This is a genomic window from Arthrobacter sp. MYb23 (assembly GCF_002979775.1).
In the GTDB taxonomy this organism is placed as follows: domain Bacteria; phylum Actinomycetota; class Actinomycetes; order Actinomycetales; family Micrococcaceae; genus Arthrobacter.
The window spans coordinates 149,369-168,901 of the sequence record NZ_PCPR01000005.1 but is presented as its reverse complement, the minus strand read 5'-3'; the positions used below and the strand labels follow the sequence as shown (position 1 = coordinate 168,901).

General features: G+C 62.2%; 16 protein-coding genes. 6 read left to right on the top strand and 10 right to left on the bottom strand.

Features of this window, described 5'->3' with window-relative positions:
* Positions 1 to 19 precede the first annotated feature (19 nt).
* From CQ020_RS08540 to CQ020_RS08525, 4 genes are read right to left on the bottom strand one after another with little or no spacing between them, the layout of a single operon-like run.
* A complete protein-coding gene (locus CQ020_RS08540; RefSeq protein WP_105691457.1) occupies positions 20 to 1,027 on the bottom strand; it encodes an ABC transporter ATP-binding protein in 1,008 nt (335 codons plus the stop codon).
* Positions 1,024 to 3,075, bottom strand: coding sequence for a dipeptide/oligopeptide/nickel ABC transporter permease/ATP-binding protein (locus CQ020_RS08535; RefSeq protein WP_105691456.1), 2,052 nt, complete (start codon positions 3,073 to 3,075; stop codon positions 1,024 to 1,026). Before CQ020_RS08535 ends, CQ020_RS08540 begins: the two co-directional genes overlap by 4 nt.
* Positions 3,072 to 4,025 (bottom strand): ABC transporter permease, encoded by a 954-nt coding sequence (locus tag CQ020_RS08530; protein WP_105691455.1) that lies wholly within the window; start codon positions 4,023 to 4,025, stop codon positions 3,072 to 3,074. Before CQ020_RS08530 ends, CQ020_RS08535 begins: the two co-directional genes overlap by 4 nt.
* A 51-nt stretch (positions 4,026 to 4,076) precedes the next feature.
* The gene (locus tag CQ020_RS08525; RefSeq protein WP_105691454.1) at positions 4,077 to 5,633 is read right to left on the bottom strand and encodes an ABC transporter substrate-binding protein; all 1,557 of its coding nucleotides are present in this window, start codon (positions 5,631 to 5,633) and stop codon (positions 4,077 to 4,079) included.
* Positions 5,634 to 5,870: 237 nt separating this feature from the next.
* Here CQ020_RS08525 and CQ020_RS08520 point away from each other — a divergent pair, with 237 nt between their 5' ends.
* Together CQ020_RS08520 and uvrA are read left to right on the top strand one after the other, a co-directional pair.
* Positions 5,871 to 6,695 carry an IclR family transcriptional regulator gene (locus tag CQ020_RS08520; protein ID WP_258141782.1) on the top strand — a complete coding sequence of 275 codons (825 nt, stop codon included), beginning with the start codon at positions 5,871 to 5,873 and terminating at the stop codon, positions 6,693 to 6,695.
* A 76-nt stretch (positions 6,696 to 6,771) separates the two neighbouring features.
* Complete coding sequence (gene uvrA / locus CQ020_RS08515) at positions 6,772 to 9,345, top strand: excinuclease ABC subunit UvrA (RefSeq protein ID WP_258141781.1); 2,574 nt, start codon at positions 6,772 to 6,774, stop codon at positions 9,343 to 9,345.
* Here uvrA and CQ020_RS08510 read toward each other — a convergent pair whose 3' ends face one another.
* Positions 9,346 to 11,094, bottom strand: coding sequence for a pyruvate dehydrogenase (locus tag CQ020_RS08510; RefSeq protein WP_105691452.1), 1,749 nt, complete (start codon positions 11,092 to 11,094; stop codon positions 9,346 to 9,348).
* An 87-nt stretch (positions 11,095 to 11,181) separates the two neighbouring features.
* Positions 11,182 to 11,535 (bottom strand): hypothetical protein, encoded by a 354-nt coding sequence (locus CQ020_RS08505; RefSeq protein ID WP_105691451.1) that lies wholly within the window; start codon positions 11,533 to 11,535, stop codon positions 11,182 to 11,184.
* Between the two features lie 395 nt (positions 11,536 to 11,930).
* On the opposite strand from CQ020_RS08505, the gene ligD reads away from it, so the two are divergent.
* A complete protein-coding gene (ligD, locus tag CQ020_RS08500) occupies positions 11,931 to 13,175 on the top strand; it encodes a non-homologous end-joining DNA ligase (RefSeq protein WP_105691450.1) in 1,245 nt (414 codons plus the stop codon).
* Between the two features lie 28 nt (positions 13,176 to 13,203).
* Here ligD and CQ020_RS08495 read toward each other — a convergent pair whose 3' ends face one another.
* The gene (locus tag CQ020_RS08495) at positions 13,204 to 13,812 is read right to left on the bottom strand and encodes a dihydrofolate reductase family protein (RefSeq protein ID WP_105691449.1); all 609 of its coding nucleotides are present in this window, start codon (positions 13,810 to 13,812) and stop codon (positions 13,204 to 13,206) included.
* A 212-nt stretch (positions 13,813 to 14,024) separates the two neighbouring features.
* Here CQ020_RS08495 and CQ020_RS08490 point away from each other — a divergent pair, with 212 nt between their 5' ends.
* Together CQ020_RS08490 and CQ020_RS08485 are read left to right on the top strand one after the other, a co-directional pair.
* Positions 14,025 to 15,227, top strand: coding sequence for a cation:proton antiporter (locus CQ020_RS08490; RefSeq protein ID WP_181151813.1), 1,203 nt, complete (start codon positions 14,025 to 14,027; stop codon positions 15,225 to 15,227).
* A 156-nt stretch (positions 15,228 to 15,383) separates the two neighbouring features.
* The gene (locus tag CQ020_RS08485) at positions 15,384 to 15,587 is read left to right on the top strand and encodes a cold-shock protein (protein ID WP_014921815.1); all 204 of its coding nucleotides are present in this window, start codon (positions 15,384 to 15,386) and stop codon (positions 15,585 to 15,587) included.
* A gap of 85 nt (positions 15,588 to 15,672) precedes the next feature.
* On the opposite strand, the gene CQ020_RS08480 is transcribed toward CQ020_RS08485, so the two are convergent.
* Together CQ020_RS08480 and CQ020_RS08475 are read right to left on the bottom strand one after the other, a co-directional pair.
* A complete protein-coding gene (locus CQ020_RS08480) occupies positions 15,673 to 16,869 on the bottom strand; it encodes an NAD(P)/FAD-dependent oxidoreductase (protein ID WP_105691448.1) in 1,197 nt (398 codons plus the stop codon).
* 4 nt (positions 16,870 to 16,873) lie between these two features.
* Complete coding sequence (locus CQ020_RS08475; RefSeq protein WP_105691447.1) at positions 16,874 to 17,080, bottom strand: DUF2945 domain-containing protein; 207 nt, start codon at positions 17,078 to 17,080, stop codon at positions 16,874 to 16,876.
* A 120-nt stretch (positions 17,081 to 17,200) separates the two neighbouring features.
* On the opposite strand from CQ020_RS08475, the gene CQ020_RS08470 reads away from it, so the two are divergent.
* Entirely contained in the window at positions 17,201 to 18,013 is an 813-nt protein-coding gene (locus tag CQ020_RS08470) for an MBL fold metallo-hydrolase (protein WP_105691446.1), read from the top strand.
* Positions 18,014 to 18,020: 7 nt separating this feature from the next.
* Here the strand turns inward: CQ020_RS08470 and CQ020_RS08465 are convergent, their stop codons facing one another.
* Entirely contained in the window at positions 18,021 to 19,475 is a 1,455-nt protein-coding gene (locus tag CQ020_RS08465) for an APC family permease (protein ID WP_105691445.1), read from the bottom strand.
* Positions 19,476 to 19,533: the final 58 nt, after the last annotated feature.

The window sequence follows — 19,533 nt, the reverse complement described above, 5'->3', positions numbered from 1 at the left end:
GAGAGGCCAACGGATGTGTTCAGGCATGGTGGCAGGCGACATCCGCTTCACCCATGCGCCGTAGGGCCGGTCGTTCGGTGGCGCAGAGTTCGGTGGCCAGGGGGCAGCGCTGACGGAACGGGCAGCCACCCGGTCCAGCCGCAACGGCCGAGGCGGTGCGAACGCCGAGCGCTTCCCGGACAGCCCGCCGCTCCGCCTGCTCCGCGGGCCGTGGAACCGGAGACGCCGCCACCAAGGCCTGGGTGAAAGGGTGCTTCGGGTTCTCTGTCACAGCGGCGGCGGGGCCTGATTCCATGACCTGCCCCCGGTAGAGCACCACTACCCGCTGAGCCAGGAACTGGACCACCGAGATGTCATGGGCGATGAACAGGTAGCTCAGCCCGCGCTCGTCCCTTAGGTCAGCCAGGAGATTCAGCACTTGCGCCTGTGTGGAGAGGTCCAAGGCACTCACTGCTTCGTCGCAGACCACGAGCTTGGGCTCGCAGATCAATGCGCGGGCAACGGAAATGCGTTGACGCTGGCCGCCGGAGAACTGGCTTGGATACCGGTCCACGGCTTCCCGTGGCAGGCCAACACGTTCCAGCATGTCTTCGGCCTTGGTGCGGGCAGCTGCCGCGGAGATGCCGCGGACCCGCAACGGCTCGGCCAGGGAAGCGCCAATGGTCTTGCGGGGATTCAGGGACGAGTTGGGATCTTGGAAGACGGCCCGGAGCTCACTGCCGATGGCGCGCCGCTTGCCGGAGGTGGTGTGGGTGATGTCCTCGCCTTGGAACCCCACGGAGCCGCCGGAGATCTTCTGCAAGCCCAGGATCGCCTTGCCTATGGTCGACTTGCCGGAGCCGGACTCCCCTACCAGCCCCACGGTTTCGCCGGACTGAATGGTGAAGCTGACGCCGTCCACGGCAGCTGGCGCGGCGGCAGTCTTCCGCCCGTGGCCGTAGCGGACCACGAGGTCCTGCACCTCCAACATGGGCTTCCGCTGAACTGTGGTTTCCTGTTCGCTGCGCAGTGGGGTTTCGATGCTCATGCCATGTCCTTTTCAATGATGTCCAACCGGTGACGGGCGGGAACTTCGGCAGGAACACCGAGTTCAGGCGAAAGGTCACTGGGAACGTCGGTCGCCACCCATGCGAGCCCCTCCGTGGCCAGTTCGTCGGCCTTGACGCAGCGCACCAGGCCTACGCCGGTGCCCGTGGGAAGTAAGGGAACCGGTACAAGGCAAGCTGAGCCGGCGAACTGGCAACGTGCCGCGAACCGGCAACCGCCCGGCCAGTCCTTCGGCTGCGGAACCTGGCCCTTGATGGTTGCCAGGCGCTCTGGCATATCGTGACCGGAGTTGGCGTGCGGATCCGCAGCGAGCAGGGCCAGCGTGTAGGGGTGCCGCGGGTCGTCCAAGATGCTGGCTGTGGCGCCGTTCTCCACTACTTGGCCTGCGTACATCACCGCTACCTGGTCGCAGATATCGGCAACTACGCCGAGGTCGTGGGTCACCATGACCACGGACATGCCCGTGTCCTTCACCAGCGACCGGAGCAAGGAGAGAATCTCGGCTTGGACGGTGACGTCGAGGGCGGTGGTGGGCTCATCTGCTACCAGTAGCCGCGGCCGCCCGGACAGGGCCAATGCGATGGCCACACGCTGGGCCATACCGCCGGAGATCTGGTGCGGGTAGGTCTTCAGAATGCGTTTGGCGTCCACAATGCCAACCTTTTCCAGCAGGCTCAAGGCTTCGGCGCTGGCTGCGGCTTTGCCCATGGAGCGTAGCCGGCGGATGGCGGAGGTCAACTGATAGCCCACGGTAAACATCGGATCCAGGGCCCTCATGGGCTCCTGCGAGATGAGGGCCACATCGCGCCCACGGATGCTTTCCATGTCCTTATCCGTGGCGGCGGCCAGGTTCTTGCCGTTCCAGAGGATCTGCCCACCCGTCACCGCCACGCCGGACGGCAGAAGCCCCATGAGTGACAAAGCAGTCATCGTCTTACCGCAGCCTGACTCCCCAACCAGCCCCAGGACAATGCCGGGTTCGACGTCGAAGGAGACATCGGTGACCAGAGGAGTGCCGCCGTCGACCCCTACCGAGAGGCCGCGCACGCTGAGCTTGCCGGCAGCCGGAGGATTCCCGACGGCGGGCGCTGCTGCAGCAGCCGCAACTGCCTGGCCTGCCCGCTTGCGACGGATGGCTGCTGATGGAAGGTGAGATGCCGTGTCATTGGGACCTTTACCTAACGCGTTGCCGATCGCGTTTGCGGAAAGAACCGTCAGTGCAAGCACCACGCCCGTGGGAACCATGAGCCAAGGTGCGTCGTAGACGTGCTGTGACGCGCTCTGGATCATGCCGCCCCAGCTGGGCTGCGGCAGGGGCGGGCCAAAGCCGATAAAGGCCAGGCCGGCCTGGATCAGCAGGCCCACCGCGAAGATCAGCGCGGACTGCACCACGATGGTGGTGGCCAGTCCGGGCAGCACGTGACGAGCACTGATGGCCAGCGGACCCAGGCCATCCACCTTTGCAGCGTCCACATACAGTTGGTTCTGCAAGGACTTGGCCTGGCCGAGCATCACCCGGTAAATGCCAGCGGAAATCAACACGCCCAGTATGGCCATGATCAGCGGGATGTTGGTTCCCACGGCACCGATGACAGCCAGAATGATCACCGTTCCCGGCAGGGACATCATGACTTCGGTGACGCGGCTGATGACACCCTCGCCGCGTTGACTGGAGGCTGCAGCCAACGCAAGCAGCGTTCCAAGCCCGACGCCGACAACCACCGCGATGAACGATGTCCCCAGGGTCTCGGCTGCTGAGGCGAAGATGCGGCTGAGGATGTCGCGGCCCAGTTCGTCCGTGCCCAACCAATGCGTTGCTGTGGGGCCGGACAAGACCGCGGTGAAATCCTGGTCTTCGGTCTGGAAAGGCAACCACCATGGCGCTGTGAGCGAGGCAGTGATCATCGCAGCCAGCCATAACGTACCGGCAAGCCCGGCAGGGGAAGCGAGCAGACGATGTCTGGAGAGCTTTGTGAGTGCTGCCTTGCGCTGGATTGCCGGAGTGGTTGCTGGAAGTGTGGGAATCATGAGGCACGCAACTTCGGATCAAGGAATTTGGTGGCGAGTTCAAGCACCAGATTGACGGCCACCACCACAACCGTGGCGATGACCACCACGCCCTGGACGGCGGGGGCATCGTGGGTGCTGACGGAGGTCTGAACGGCTTGGCCGAGGCCGGGCATGGCGAACAGCTGCTCGGCAATGACGGAGCCCCCGAAAAGGCCGATGAACTGCAGCGCTATTCCAGCCACGATCGGCAGGCTGGCATAGCGCAGGGCGTGAACGTAAAGGATCTTCCACGTTGGTGTTGCCGTTGCCCGAAGGGTCCGGATGTGTTCCTGCTGCAACGCCTCGAGCATCGACGCCCTGGTCTGCCGAGCTATAAAGGCTGCGCCACCAACGGCCAAGGTAATGACCGGCAACGCGAGGGACATCGCCCAATCCCGGGGGGAGACTTCGAACGGGACGTAGCCGGTCGCCGGGAAAACGGTCGACTGGACGGCGAAGAGATAGACGAAAATGACGCCGATCCAGAAGGCGGGCAGGGCGACCAGAAGTCCAACAAACCCGCCGATCAGCTGATCCAGGAAACCGCCCCGGACAGCTGCGGTGACTCCGAGGACGATGCCGAAGAGGGCGCTGAGAACAGTAGCGCCAGCGGCGAGGGACGCCGTGACCGGAAGCCTGTTGGCAAGGTCAGAACTGATGGATCGTCCGTCAACGAGGGAGTTGCCAAAATTGCCCTGCGCGGCCTCGCCCAGCCAACGGAAGAACTGGACCAGCAACGGATCATTCCAACCAAGGGTTTGGTTCAATTGATCGATCGCGTCCTGCGAAGCACCTGCCCCGAGTGATACTGCGCCCGGGCTGCCAGGCATGGCGTGGACCAGCAGGAACGCCAGCACCGCCACCACCAACACGGTGGCAAGCGCCATCAGCAGGCGCTTGGTGACGAACATAGCCATGGTGACCTCCATTGCTCGGGCCGGACGCCAGTCCCTGGGAACAGGCGCCCGGCCTTTTGTGGATCAGTTGGTGGGTGCGTAGGAGGAGAGCAGCGGGTAGACGTTGCTTCCGGCGAACTTCACTTGCTGGACCTTCTTGGTGTTGTAGCCCTGGTTGGTGAGGGACTCATAGAGTGGGATCATCCAGCCGGACTCCACCAAGCGGGTATTGAGCTTGGTCAGTGCCGTCTTCTTCGCGGCGTCATCTTTTGCTGCTGCCGCTTCGGCAGTTGCTGCGTTCAGCTGATCGTCCGTAGCCTTCTGGACGTTGGTGAAGCCGCTGAGGATAGCGCCATACATCAGTCCCACCGGGTTGTCCCAGCCCAAGGGGGCGTAGCCCAGCGGGGTGGTGGCAACCGCGGCGAAGGCTTCGTCAGTTGAAGCCGCGAGCTTAACGTTCATGGTGATCCCCACCGCGGCCAGGTCCTTTTGAACTGCCTGCAGATCCGTCTGCGTCTGGGGTCCGGCGATGATAGGGAAGTCGAAGCCATCGGCGTAGCCAGCCTCGGCCAGGAGGCTCTTTGCCTTGGCCGGATCATAGGCGTAGGTGGTGTTCAGCTCTTCAGAAAAGCCTGCGGAGTCCTTGGGCAGTGCGTTCCATGCTGGGATGTCCCCCTTGTGGAGGGCATCCACCAGAGCCTTGCGGTTGATGGCGTATTGGAAGGCCTGGCGGACTTTCTCGCTGGCGAAGGCCGGCGATGTCTTGCCGGTCTTGTCGAAGGAGATCATGGTCTGGACGGTGCCGCCGATTTGGGACACGCCCACGCCCTTGGACTTTGCGAAGTCCACCGTGGGCGAGGTCAGTGAGGCAACGTCCGCCTGGCCGGACACCAGTGCATTCGCCCGGGCTTGGGGATCCATGATGACGCTGAAAGTGATCTTGTTGTAGGGGTACTTGGACGCGTCCGCGTTCTTCTCGTTCTTAGTGAACACGTACTTGTTGCCCTTGACTGTTGTGGCGCTATCCAGGGTGTAGGGGCCGGAGCCATCCGGAATGGTGGCCAGGCTCGCGGTGTCAGAGACAGCGTTCTTGCCCACGATCATGCCCAAAGTGGAGGTCAGGTTCTTCTCGAAGCCCGGCTGTGCCTTGGCGAACGTGATGGCCACCTGCGTGGGGTTGACCACGTCAACAGCGGCAATCTCCTGCGCTCCGCCCTTGGCGATGGCGGAGTAAGCGCTGAGGGCAGTATCGCTGCGTCGATCCAGGTTGGCCTTGACCAACGCAGCATCCAGCGTGGAGCCGTCCGTGAACGTCACGCCTTCCTTGAGGGTCAAGGTGAGGACTGTGTTGTCCGCGTTGTAGCTGAATTCCTTGGCCAGGCCCGGACCGACGCTGCCGTCAGGCTGAAGCGTCATCAGGTTTTCGTACAGGCCTTCGAAGAACTGCCGCTGGGCGTCCGAGACCCGCAACGGATCGTAGCCGAACGATGCGCTGTCACTGTCGGTGGCGATGGTGAGCGTGCTCTTGTCCACGGAGGACGTGGCTGCTGTACCTCCGCCACAAGCTGTCAGGGATCCCAAGAGGAGCGCCCCGGCCAGGACGGCCGCGCTCCGACGTGCAGGTGAGGTGAGGAGATTCATGTGCTGCGCCTTCGCATTCGTGATGGAATCGTGAGTCGAGATGTTGGACCGGCGGCCTGGACATGGTCGGCTGTGACCTGTTCGGACCGATCCGTCGGCGCCCTCTCGTCAGATGGCTTCCGGTAACCGGCTTCTTCAAGAGTCGTAGGCGGGCAGCCTGTCGCCCCACGTGAATTTCATTGGTTGAAACAGTATTGTGGTGGGGGTCACTGGTTTGAGTTGAAAGGATTCAGATTCTTGCCCAACGAAGTGGGAACTCCACCCGAAAAAGCGCAGCGCGGTAAGCGGCCCAAACAGGGCGAACCCGTCATTGACCGCGCCTTGAGCCTGCTCGCCGTCTTCAGTGACCGGCGTCGGGCGTTGACGTTATCCGAAATGGCGCGACTCGCTGACATGCCAGCCCCCACCGCCCTGCGCCTCATCGCGCGGTTGGTTGCGTGGGGCGCCCTGGAACGGCTGGAGGATGGCCGCTACGTGGTGGGCGTCCGCTTGTGGGAAGTGGCATCATTGTCGCCCCGAGGTCACGGCGTCCGCGAAATCGCGCTGCCCTACCTCGAGGACCTCTTCGCAGTGACCCGCCACCACGTACTGCTGGCCGTACGCGACAAGAACGAAGCAGTCCTGATCGAACGGCTGTCTTCCAAGGAAGCAACCGAAGTTGCCTATCGCGTGGGTGGACGTGCGCCGCTGAGGTCGACGGCGGTGGGCCTGGTCCTGTTGTCGGGGGCCGAAGCAGCATTCCAGGAATCAGTCATCAACCAACCCCCTGACCTCGAGGTGGGCGTTGAGTCCCTGCCGGAGGGTCAATTGCGGCGCACTTTGTCCGACGTGCGGCGAACGGGCCTGGCCATGATCCGGCGGTCAGCACCGTCGCGCACAGTATCGGTTGCGTCACCCATTTTTGGCGCCGAGGGTTTGGTGGTGGCTGCGCTGTCCATCGTGGTACCCGACGGCGCCACGCCGCCCAACGTTTTGGCGCCTGCAGTTCAGGCCACGGCCAGGGCAGTGTCCCGAAACCTCGGCTACAACGCCGGCCCCAGCGAGAGCGTACGGATGCGCTGAAGTCCCTCCGCGACGGCCGCGTGTTCCGGAGTCAGAAGTGTGCCCGCCGGTCCATGGGGCGGATAGAGTCATATCAATGGACAGTGAACTGACAATCGCCCGGCAGCCCGGTAGCAACCCGCCGAAACCACAGTCGGCAGAGCCTGAGGACGGATTCGTCAGGGTCCGTGGAGCCCGCGAGAACAACCTTCGAAACGTGGACGTGGACGTGCCCCGCGACTCAATCGTCGCGTTCACCGGAGTGTCAGGCTCCGGAAAATCGTCCTTGGCGTTCGGCACCATTTTTGCCGAAGCCCAACGCCGGTACTTCGAATCGGTTGCTCCCTACGCCCGCCGCCTCATCCAACAGGGCCACAACCCCAAGGTGGAGTCCATCACGGGGTTGCCTCCCGCCGTCGCCCTTCAACAGCGCCGCGGCACCGCAACCGCACGGTCCAGTGTTGGAACACTGACCACACTGTCCAACTCACTGCGCATGCTCTTCTCCCGGGCCGGAAGTTACCCTGAAGGGGCCAGTCAGCTGGACTCTGATGCGTTCTCCCCCAACACTGCTGCCGGCGCCTGCCCCGAATGCCACGGACTGGGTGTTGCCCACACGGTCACGGAAGAGTCCTTGGTTCCGGACCCTTCGCTCAGCATCCGGGATGGTGCGATCGCCGCGTGGCCCGGCGCCTGGCAAGGCAAGAATCTCCGTGACATCCTCACGCACCTGGGCTATGACGTTGACACGCCATGGCGGAAGCTCCCCAAAAGGGACCGCGACTGGATCCTCTTCACCGACGAGCAGCCCGTAGTGGAGGTGACGCCGCAACGCGATCGCGTCGCCAAGCCCTACAAGGGCCGGTTCTGGAGCGCCAAAAGCTACGTGCTCCACACTCTGGCCGACTCAAAAAGCTCCACAATGCGTGACAGGGTGTTGCGCTTCATGGAAACAGGGCAGTGCCCGCAATGTGGTGGCAGTGGGCTCCGTCCGGACGCACTTGCTGTCACCTTCGCCGGAAAAAACATCGCCGAACTCAATTCCCTGCCCATGACCGAGCTGGCCGACATCATCCGCCCCACCACGCAGTTGACGGCAGCCAGCACAGCCTCACGCACCCAAACCTCCGGCGAAGTCAACGAGGTAGCCCTTGCCATCACCCGTGACCTGCTGGGCCGGATCACGGTACTCCTTGATCTGGGACTGGGCTACTTGGCGCTGAGCCGCCCCACACCCACGCTCTCCCCCGGTGAAATGCAACGACTCCGGATAGCCACGCAGCTGCGTTCCGGGCTTTTCGGCGTCATCTATGTGCTTGATGAACCGTCTGCCGGGCTTCATCCAGCCGATGCCGAGCCGCTCCTTGCCGTGCTGGACCAGCTTAAAAGCTCCGGTAACTCTGTGTTCGTGGTGGAACACAACATGGACCTGGTCAGGGCGGCCGACTGGTTGGTTGATGTTGGGCCGCACGCAGGCGAGGGTGGAGGAAAAATTCTCTACAGCGGCCCTGTGGCCGGATTGGCGGACGTACAGGACTCCGTGACGAGGCCCTTCCTGTTCCCTGAGCGCCGCGGCGCTGCCGAGGGTACTGAGGTAACTCACGACGACGGTTTGGTCACCGCCGGGACCAGGCGCTCCTCGCCCAGGGAACCAAAAGAATGGCTCACCTTACAGAACATCAACAGGCACAACCTTCGCGACGTTCACGCTGAGTTCCCGTTGGGCGTGCTGACTGCAGTGACAGGCGTGTCCGGCTCGGGTAAGTCCACCTTGGTCAGCCACGTTCTTGCTGAGGTGGTGGGGGCAGCGCTGCATCCCGAAGCCCTTGATTCAGACATCCCGCAGACGCCGGACGCTGTGGGCCTGATCTCCGGGCTTCACCAGTTGGATCGGCTTGTCAAGGTCGATCAGAAGCCCATCGGCCGGACCCCGCGCTCCAACCTGGCCACCTACACAGGGCTCTTCGATGGAGTCCGGAAGGAATTCGCCGCCACTCAAGGCGCCCGCTCCCGAGGCTTCGGAGCTGGACGGTTCTCCTTCAACGTGGCCGGCGGACGCTGCGAAACCTGCCAGGGAGAAGGGTTTGTTGCCGTTGAACTGCTGTTCCTGCCGGGGAGCTACGGCCCCTGCCCCGAATGCCACGGATCGCGGTTCAATCCTGAAACCCTGGAAGTCACCTACCGTGGACGCAATATTGCCGAGGTCCTGGGCATGACCGTGAACGCAGCCTCCGAATTCCTGGCTGATCTCCCCGGCGTTGCCCGCAGCCTCCAAACCCTTCGCGAGGTGGGCCTGGGCTATCTCCGGCTGGGTCAACCCGCCACGGAGCTGTCCGGGGGTGAAGCTCAGCGCATCAAACTCGCCTCCGAGCTGCAACGGATCCAACGCGGCCACACGCTGTATTTGCTGGACGAGCCCACCACCGGATTGCACCCTGCCGACGTCCAACTTCTGATGGCGCAGTTGCACAGGCTGGTGGACGCCGGTAACACGGTGGTCGTGGTGGAGCATGAGATGGACGTCGTCGCGGGCGCCGACTGGGTGATCGATTTAGGTCCGGGCGGGGGCGACGCCGGCGGCGGGATTATGGTCGCAGGCCCGCCGGCCGTCGTCGCGGGTTCCGACGCGAGCCGGACAGCACCCTATCTCGCCGCCGCCAGCCGACTGTAGCTAACGCCGGGGAATGTTCCGCAGGTTGCTGCGCGCCATGCTGACAGCCTCCCCGGCACCGCGGTTCAACACCACTTTGGACATGGCAGTGGCGAAGCCGATGACCTGGGAACCGGAAATCTTCGGTGGGATGGACAGCGCATTGGGGTCGGTGATGAGCTCCACCAATGACGGACCAGGATGGGCAAACGCAGCCCGGTACGCAGCTTCGATGTCAGCGGGATCCGTGACTCGGACGGCGTGGAAGCCCAAGGCCTTGGCCACCCCGGCATAGTTGGCGTCCGGTACGTCCACACCGAAGTCAGGAAGGCCATCAACCAGCATCTCCAACTTGACCATGCCCAAGGTTGAGTTATTGAAGACCACCACGTTCACCGGCAGCTGGTGCGCGGCCACGGTGATCAGTTCGCCCAGCAGCATGGACAGTCCGCCATCCCCGGATACGGAAATTACCTGGCGTCCCGGATAAGCCACCTGCGCGCCAATCGCGTGCGGGAGTGCGTTGGCCATGGACCCGTGGAGGTAAGAGCCAATCAGCCGCCGCGTGCCCAACGGGTTGATGTAGCGCGCCGTCCAGACGTTGCACATGCCGGTATCGGCCGTGAAAATGGCATCTTCGGCCGCAACCTGGTCAAGCAGCGACGCTGCGTATTCGGGGTGGATCGGCTGTTTCTTCTCCACCTTGCGCGTGTAGGCGCCCACGGCTTTGTTCATCAAACGGTCGTGCTTCTTCAGCATCTGGTCAAGGAAGCGCCGGCTCTTCTTCGGCGTCACCAGCGGCAACAGCGCCGTCAGTGTTGGCAAGACGTCGCCATGGACTGCAACGTCGACGTCGGTCCGCCGCCCCAGCCGCTGTGCGGCCCGGTCAACCTGCGCCGTCCGGGTGTCAGGGAGAAATTGGTCATAGGGAAAGTCGGTGCCCAAAAGGATCAGCAAGTCCGCGTCTTCAATGCCCTCAGCCGCCGCGCCATAGCCAAGCAGCCCGGTCATCCCAATATCGTAGGGGTTGTTGTACTGGACGAAGTCCTTGCCTCGCAGGGAATGGCCAATGGGGGCATTGACCAGCTCAGCCAAGGCGATCAGTTCGTCATGGGCGCCCTCCACACCTGCGCCGGCAAAAATGGCGACCTTGCCGGCGTCGTTAATGGCGTCCGCCAGTTCGCGGACGCTTGCCGGATCCGGAATCAAGGAGGCCGGCCGGAAGGTGGCCGGAAGCGGGGTTGGGGCGGTGGCTTCAAGCCCGGCGATGTCGCCGGGCAGGGTGACCACTGCAACTCCCCCAAGACCCAGGGCGTTCTGAATGGCGCTGTGCATCACCCGAGGTGCTTGCTCGGCGGTACTGATCATTTCCGAATACACAGAGCACTCGTTGAACAAGCGGTCCGGATGGGTTTCCTGGAAGAAGCCGCTGCCAATCTGCTTGCTGGGGATGTGTGAGGCGATGGCCAGCACCGGCGCTCCGGTGCGGTTGGCGTCATACAGCCCATTGATCAGGTGCAGGTTGCCCGGGCCGCATGACCCTGCGCAGACCGCCAGCTTTCCCGTTAATTGAGCTTCCGCAGCAGCAGCAAAGGCGGCAGCTTCCTCGTGACGGACATGGATCCAATCGATGCCGCCCTTCGTGGAGCCTCCTGTTTGCCGGACAGCGTCCACGATTGGATTCAGGCTGTCGCCCACAATTCCGTAGATGCGCTGCACTCCGGCAGCCTGGAGTTGTTCGATGAGTTGGGTGGCAAGTTCCTTGGCCATGGTGTGCAGGCTCCCTCAATGGTGGTGGTGGGCTGACAGGGCCAATATAGTCGGCCTGTCCCGGCCCCACCTTGGAACGCCCGGTACTTAAGCTGCCAGCCGAGTCTGGAACAGCCGCTCCGCCAAGCTCAGCAGATGGCCCGGCACATCCTGGTCCGTGCCGCTTCTCCCATGACCGAGGAAAACGGCAGTGCCGCTGACGGTGTCTTCCAAGGGGGTTCCTGCCTCTCGGATCAAGACCTCTGCCCGCGGGTTCAGAGGCAACGGGATGTGGATTGCCTGGTCGTTCAGGAGAACATGCCATCCGCGGCCGGAGATGGCTTCTACATTCCCCGCAACGATTGATTGGCACATTTCCATTGCGGGTTCAATTTGTTCCATCCGGATGCGCTCACTGAGGCGGGCAGGGATGATCAGAACAGTAACTAATTGTTGTTGCATGGTCTTCAATTATCGATTCTTTTCACAATCCGGCGCTCGTTCGCGCAAACATGGCGCGCGGCCTGGGCGCTGTAGTCCCTTCACTGCCGTGTCGCCCCTCACTGACTTACCTTTGGCTTTTCCTTGGTTTGGAAAAGAGGACTTCGCTGCCCTCAGCCTTGGCTCGTTTTTCGGCACGTTTCTCGAGAATTGTCTTACCTGTCTTCTTCGAAGTGACACGACTCGGCGATTTCCCGGACATTTCTTGCTCCTTCGGTATTTGGCTATGACATCACCATACCTACTTATATTTTTAAAGCCAGTTACCGAATTCAGCGACTCGATTTCACAGCCCTTTTATGCTTTTTTCCACCGCCACTCTGGCTGGGAGGGCTGGTAATTGCTAGCGTTGCCGCATGAACCCGTCGAAGCCCCCGGCCGAGATCCTGGATATCGCCGGCCAAGAGGTCCGCATCTCCAACCCGGGCAAGGTGGTTTTTCCCGAGCCAGGGTTGACCAAGCTCGATCTGGTGAACTACTACCTTGCCGTCGCGGAAGGGGCACTGCGCGGTGCAGGCGGACGTCCCATGGTGCTCAAGCGTTTCCCCAAAGGCATCGACGCCGAGCCGTTCTTTCAGAAACGTGTGCCCGAGAACCACCCTGGCTTTATTGACACGGCAACCCTCCACTATTCCTCCGGTACCTCCGCTGAGGAAACGGTGATCCGGGATGCCGCGGGCCTTGCATGGGTGGTGAACCTGGGATGCCTGGATCTCAACCCGCATCCGGTGCGCGCAGAGGACCTTGATCACCCCGACGAGCTCCGCGTGGACCTGGACCCCATGCCGGGAGTCGAGTGGTCCCGGATTGTGGACACCGCCTATGTAGCCCAGGAGGTTCTGGACGACGTCGGGCTGGTGGGCTGGCCCAAAACCAGCGGCTCCCGCGGGCTCCACATCCTGGTCCGCATAGAGCCACGGTGGTCCTACAAGGAGGTGCGCCTCGCCGCCGAAACCCTTGCCCGTGAGGTGGAAATTCGCGCTCCAGGACTGGCAACAGCCAAATGGTGGAAGGAAGAACGTGGCGAAAGTGTTTTTGTGGACTTCAACCAGAATGCCAAAGACCGTACCGTAGCCTCCGCTTACTCGGTACGTTCGCGCCCGGACGCCCGTGTCTCAACCCCGCTCACCTGGGAAGAAGTGCGCTCCGCACGGCCCGAGCAGTTCACGGTGCGCTCAGTGCCCGCACGTTTCGCGGACTTGGGTGACCCGCACGCAGGAATCGACGACGCCGCCGGCTCGCTCGACGGGCTTCTCACTCTGGCTGCCGAGCTTGGTCCCGCCGAGAAAGCCCCCAGGAGCGCAGATGGATCGGGTCGCCGGGTGTCGGTGATGCCGCTCATCGAGGTGGCCCGGACTAAGACCAAGCCCGAGGCCGAGGCAGCACTTGAGGAGTGGAAGGACCGGCACGTGGACGTTGTTTCCCTGCTGCATCCGGCGGATGTCCTCATCGACGGGATGCGGGGATCGAGCTCCCTCTGGTATCGGGTACGGGTGAATCTTCACAACATCCCCGAGGACCGGCGCCCGCCCCAGGAGGAGTTGATCGCAGACTATGACCCGTGGGCTGGCAAGGAATGGCCGGGCCTGCCTGCGTCCTGAGGTCTGCCGGAAACCTGAGAAGGTTCAGCTAGTCCTGGCCGATGGTGATTCCGGTAATCGGCGTGCCGGCACGCTCATAGGAGAGCAACACCGCACCTTTCGGGAACGCTCTGGGTGGTTCGGCGAACCGGAAGGCCGCGGGGACTCCGGAGCCATCGGCAAATAGTCGCTTGCCGGAGCCGAAGGTGAGTGGGTAGAGGAAAAGATTCAGTCGATCCAGGAGCTCAGCCTCAAGCAGCGAGCGAATAAGGTGGCCACTGCCGAACATGTGGATGTCATCGAACCGCTCCTTGACGTCCTCCAGCTCAGAGATTTCTGACGCGGAGGTGGTCCCTTCCCACTCCGGTTTGGTGAGGGATTCTGACACAACAAACTTCGGCAAGGTGTTGAAGGTGGTGCCAATGTGATCCTCCTGGTGGGGCCAAAACCCCGCGAAGATGTCGTAGGTCTTTCGCCCGAGCAGCAGTGCGTCCATTCGGTCAATTCCCGCCCCGATGGCTTCGCCGGTCTCGTCGTCAAAATAGGCTGCCTGCCAGCCGCCGAATTCAAAGCCGCCTTCCCTGTCTTCTTCCGGGCCGCCCGGGGCTTGATAGACGCCGTCAAGGGTAATGAACAGGTTGGCGGTGAGGATTCCCACGGTGCACTCCTTCTCCTGAGTAGCGGCCGGATGCCGCGGGGCGGTGGCGTCTTCCTCGAATAAGTATGCTGCTTCCCGGGTGCGCGGGGAACCCGGGTCTGGTGATGGGAGTTGCCGGACTTTCAGGTCAAGGGTTATGGCGCCCGGCGGGAGGTGGCGGTAGCTTTGGAGTACTTTTCCTTGAAGCAGCCGAGGTACCGGAGGCACTGCCGATGCAAGGCTTGTCCACGTCGCTGGTCCTCATAGCCCTCATGGCGGTGGTGGCTCCTCTTGCCACCCGGGTCCTTGGCCGTTGGGTCAAAGTTCCAATCGTGGTGTTCGAGATCATCCTTGGCATCCTCTTGGGTCCCAGTCTTCTGGGCTGGGTCCAATCCACTGCATTCACCGATACACTGGCTGATTTCGGACTGGCAATGCTGTTCTTCGTGGCAGGCAACGAGATCGATTTCACGGCAATCCGCGGCCGTCCCATTTACCGCGCCTCTGCTGGCTGGGTTATGTCCTTGGCGGCGGGCATCGGCGCAGGTCTTATCCTGGTTCCCTCCCCCGAGGCTGCCGTGATCATCGGCGTAGCCCTGTGCTCAACGGCTCTGGGTGCTTTGCTGCCGATCCTCCGGGACGCCGGCGCTTCCAAGTCGCCCATCGGTGTGGCCGTTACCGCCGTGGGCGCTGCTGGCGAGTTTGGTCCGTTGATAGCCATCTCCCTGTTTTTCAGTGGCAAACAACTTGGAGTGGCGTCAGGAGTCCTTCTGGGCTTCGTTCTCTTGACCGGCGTGGCAATCTACCTGGCCTCCCAGGCCCGACACACGCTTTTCCACGCCCAAGTCACTGCCACTCTGCACACCAGCAGCCAGTTCGCCATGCGGTCCATTCTGTTGATTCTCAGCACGCTGGTGGTGCTCAGCATGGTCTTGGGGCTCGACATGCTGCTGGGCGCCTTCGCTGCCGGGGTCCTCTGGAAGGTCACCATAGCGCGCGCTCCCGAGGTGGACCGGAAGGTTATTGAGACAAAGATCGACGCCGTAGCTTTCGGGTTTCTTGTTCCCATCTTCTTCATCGACACCGGCATTGACTTCGATCTTGGCGCCTTGACCTCCAGCCCCATTACCTTGGCTATGGTCCCGCTGTTCCTCGCCCTTCTGCTGATCATCCGTGGCCTGCCATCATTACTCGCAGCGCCCCGCGGATCCAGCCGAGCGGAAAAAACTGCCCTCATCCTGTTCGGGGCCACAGCGTTGCCCATCATCGTGGCCGTGACCACCGTTGGCCGGGAACATGGCCTGATCACCAGTGGAATCTCCTCCGCCCTCATCGGCGCGGGGATGCTCTCGGTACTCCTGTTTCCGTTGCTGGCGCTTCGCCGACTGCGCCGCCCGGAATCGGCAGACCCCAAGCAACACACGCCGAAGGCCTGAGGCGGCGAGGCTGCTCTGAACCAGCCCCTTTTGATGTGTTGCCCTGCCAAATGTGTTGCCCCAGGCGGAACAGGCCCATAGGCTCGTATCGTGAGTGGCAGGGACGGCAAACCGACCAGCGGGACCGACCGGCGACCGGGTGAAGGAAATAAAGGCATGGCAACAGGAACAGTCAAGTGGTTTAACGCTGAAAAGGGTTTCGGATTCATCGCCCCGGACGATGGAGGCCCCGACGTATTTGCTCACTACTCAGCGATTACGTCGAGCGGATACCGTTCGCTGGAGGAGAACCAGAAGGTCCAATTCGACATCACGCAGGGCCCCAAAGGTCCGCAGGCGGAAAACATTCAACCCGCCTAAGTTCACAACTTAAAGTTCACCACAAGAGACCGGTCGGGCCAATTGGCCTGGCCGGTCTCTTGGCGTCCGTACTCTCTTGGCGACGCTACGCCCGGCCTTTGAGGATCAGATGCCAGTAAACCTGGGGGAACATATCCCGGTCCACCCACCAGGCGAGCCGGCTTTCCTTCCACGTTGGCACCTTCGGGATGGTTGGCATGGGCTTGTACCGATCATCAAACTCGGCAAAGACAACAGTGTTCCGCGATACGGTGAACGGACAAACGGAGTATCCGTTGTACTTCGCGCGGAGGGCTTCGCCCTTGCGTGCCGAAAGCAGGTTTTTCGCGAGAACTTTGGTCTGCTGGCGGAGCGCCCCACCGGCCTTCGAGTTGGAAGTACCTGCGGCGTCGCCCAGTGACCAGACATTGGGATACCTGGGATGCCGCAAGGTCTCCGTGTCTACCTCCACGAAGCCGTTCTGTTCTCCTTCCGCAGGCAAGTCCGTGGCTTTGAGCCAGTCCGGCGCCGACTGGGGCGGAACAGCATTGAGGACATCGTAGGGCAGGTCCTCCGAGGTGTGGTCCGTGATGTTACGGATGGTGGCCGTGCGATCAGCATTGTTAACTGCCACGAGTTCGCTGTTGGTCCGCAGTTCTATGCCGTATTCGGCGATCTTGCGGTCAAGCTCAACGTCCACCTCGGGGACGCCGAAGGCTGTGGGATAAGGCTGGACCATGACTACCCGGATGTTCTCCAGGACTCCCTGCTCCCTCCAGTAGTCGCAGGCCAGGTACATAGGTTTCTGGCTGGCCCCTGCGCATTTAACGGGCCCTGCGGGCATGGTGAAGATGACTGTGCCGGATGTCAGGGAACTCAAGAGTGTCCAGAGCTTCGGCGCAAGCTCAAACTCGTAGTGGGAGGCGCCATACGGTGAGTGCACTGCCTCCGCCAGCCCCGGCACGGCGTCCCAGTTGTACTGCAGCCCGGGGCACACAACAAGGTGCTCGTAGCTCACCGTGGAACCGGACGCGAGCGTCACCGAATTAGCCTTCGCGTCCACCTTCGCTGCTTTGTCCTTGATCCATGCCACGCCCTTGGGGGTTACGGACTCCTGACTCCGGACGGCTTCTTTCACCTCGGCCCGGCCGCCGGCGATATGCGAGAACAGGGGCTGGTAGAGGTGGTGTTCCTTGGGCTCGATCAGGGCGATGTCCTTGACGCCATACCGCTTCAACCGGGCGGCCAGGGACACGCCTGCATTGCCACCGCCGATGATGGCAACCTCGTGCGCGCGTTCCATGCCGCTAGCTCTTCTCAGTCAACGCGGAGCTCTTGTGCGCTGCCCTGGCGCCGGTTTTCGCTGATTCCACCACGTACTGCGGCTCGTCCTCACTGGCAACGTGCCTATTTCCGTCCAGTTCAAAGTTGCTGGTCTTCTTTTCAACGATTGTCCCGTGCGTCTTACCCTGCGGGGTGTTCCACTCCACGCGTGTTCCCTTGCTCAGTGCCATGTCCGCTCCTAGTGTGGTGTCCCTCTCCAACTTCGACTGCTCCACAATAGTAAGCATGATGATCATTTATGGTCACCCGACGGAGCAGCCGGAATACCGTACTGCGAGAAGGACGTCCAAATGCTGATCTGCGCTACCTGCGCCGTAGAACGCGATGAACCCGTGCCGGACCTCTGTCCGATCTGTGCCGACGAACGGCAGTACGTCCCCGAGGACGGACAGCAATGGCTCACCTTGGACGAGCTGGCGCGGGCTGGCCAGCACACGCTGATGGAGCACAATGAACCCGGGCTCATAGGGATCAGGACTGAGCCCAAGGTGGGTATCGGCCAGACTGCCCAGCTGGTAGTGACACCCCAGGGCTCACTGTTGTGGGACCCCGCGGGTTACATCGATGAGAACGCAGTGAAATCGGTCCTTGAGCATGGTCCCGTTGTGGCGATCGCCGCCAGCCATCCCCACATGTTTGGCGTGCAGGTGGAATGGTCGCGGCGTCTTGGAGGCGTCCCTGTCCTGGTGGCCGAGGCAGATCGCCACTGGCTTGGCCGCAATGACCCAAGCGTCGCCTACTGGACCGGCAGCATGACAATTGCCGAAGGGCTGACCCTGCATCAGACTGGCGGGCACTTCCCGGGAAGCGCGGTGGCGCACTGGGCAGCCGGTGCTGGCGGCAAAGGGGTACTCCTGACCGGTGACAGCGTCTTTCCCAATCCTGATCGGCGCACGGTTGCGTTCATGCGCAGCTATCCCAATCGCTTACCGCTTTCCGGCGCAGTGGCGTTACGTATCGCCGCCCAGCTGGAAGAGCTTGAGTTCGACCGGATCTACGGCAACTTCAACAATGTGATAGCCACTGGAGCGAAGACTATTCTGCACGACTCTGCACAGCGGCATGCAGCATGGACGCGGGGAGACTTTGACCCCCTGACCTGAAGGCAAGTCAGTCCCGGGGCGGTTGCTGTGCTCCCCCGCCGGTGTTGGCCTTCCTGGTAATCAGCCAGGTGACGAACCACAGCACTACGCCGATGGCCATCAGCCCGCCGGCCACTTGGTACTGGATGGGGTTCCTGCCCACCCACGGACCAGCGAGGAACGCGCACAGCACGGCGGCAACCAGCGGGAGTTGTCCGGGAGAGGTGAAGAACACCTTCCGGTGAGGATCGCGCTTTCGGCGGAGAACGACGCATGCCACGTTGACCAGTGTGAACACGCACAGCAGCAGAAATGCCGTGGTCCCGGAAAGATTAGCCACGATGTTGCTTGAGGGATCGCTGCTGACGTACCAGATCAGCCCCAGGGCAAGGACGGTGGAGAACACGATTCCGGCCCATGGTGACCTGCGGCCCGGCAGGACCCGTCCCAAGGACCGCGGTAGAACGTGCTGGCGTGCCATGCCGTAAATCAGCCGGCTGGCCATCAGCATGTTGATCAAGGCTGTGTTGGCAACGGCGAACACAGCCAGGAAAGGAAAGATTTTGTCGATGGGAAAATCCGGGGAGCCCTTGTGCACCACTTCAAGGAGGGCCGCACCTTCGGCCTCCCTGATCTGGCCGAGCTCTGCCGGAGTGAGCACACTCACCACAGACACAGCTACCAGCATGTAGAGGATCACCGCGATGCCAAGGCCAGTCAGCATGGTGCGGGGGAAAATCCGCTCCGGGTTCCTGGTCTCTTCAACCATGTTGACGGAGTCCTCAAAACCAACCATGGCGAAGAAGGCAATGGATGTGGCTGCCGTAACGGCCAGGAACAATCCCTTGTCCTGGTAGTCGGTGAACACGAAGATTTCCTGGACGTTGCCGGTCCCCTGCGCCATGACGAAGAAGCCAACCCCGATGACGACGCACAGGGCAATGACCTCCACCGCGGTGAGAATGACGTTGAACTTCACACTCTCTCCCACTCCACGCAGGTTGATCGCCGCCAGCAGCAGCATGAAACCCAGTGCCACTGCGGTGATCACGCCGCGGTCCGGCACGTCCATCCAGCCGTTGATAGCAAGGCCACCAAAGAAGTTCTGGGCAAGGACGTTGGCCGATGTCGAGGCACTGGTGATGCCGGAGCAAACGACGGCGAACGCCACGAGGAAAGTGACGAAATGGATCCCGAAGGCCTTGTGCGTGTAGAGCGCTGCTCCGGCCGCCTGGGGGTATTGCGTCACCAATTCAAGGTAGGAAAACGCGGTGAGGGTCGCTACAACAAAGGCGAGCAGGAACGGCAACCAGACGATGCCGCCAACTGTTCCCGCCATGGTCCCGGTGACCGCGTAGACCCCGGCCCCCAGAATGTCCCCAACAATGAAGAGGAGGAGCAGTTTGGGTCCCAGCACGCGTTTAAGCTCTGGCTCCTCACCTGCAGGTGTTGCTTCCAAGGCGTTGTCTGACGTGGTGCTCATGGTCCACCCCCGGCCCGTACACGGTCCTCAAACCGTGTAAGTGATCTGATTCATCTCA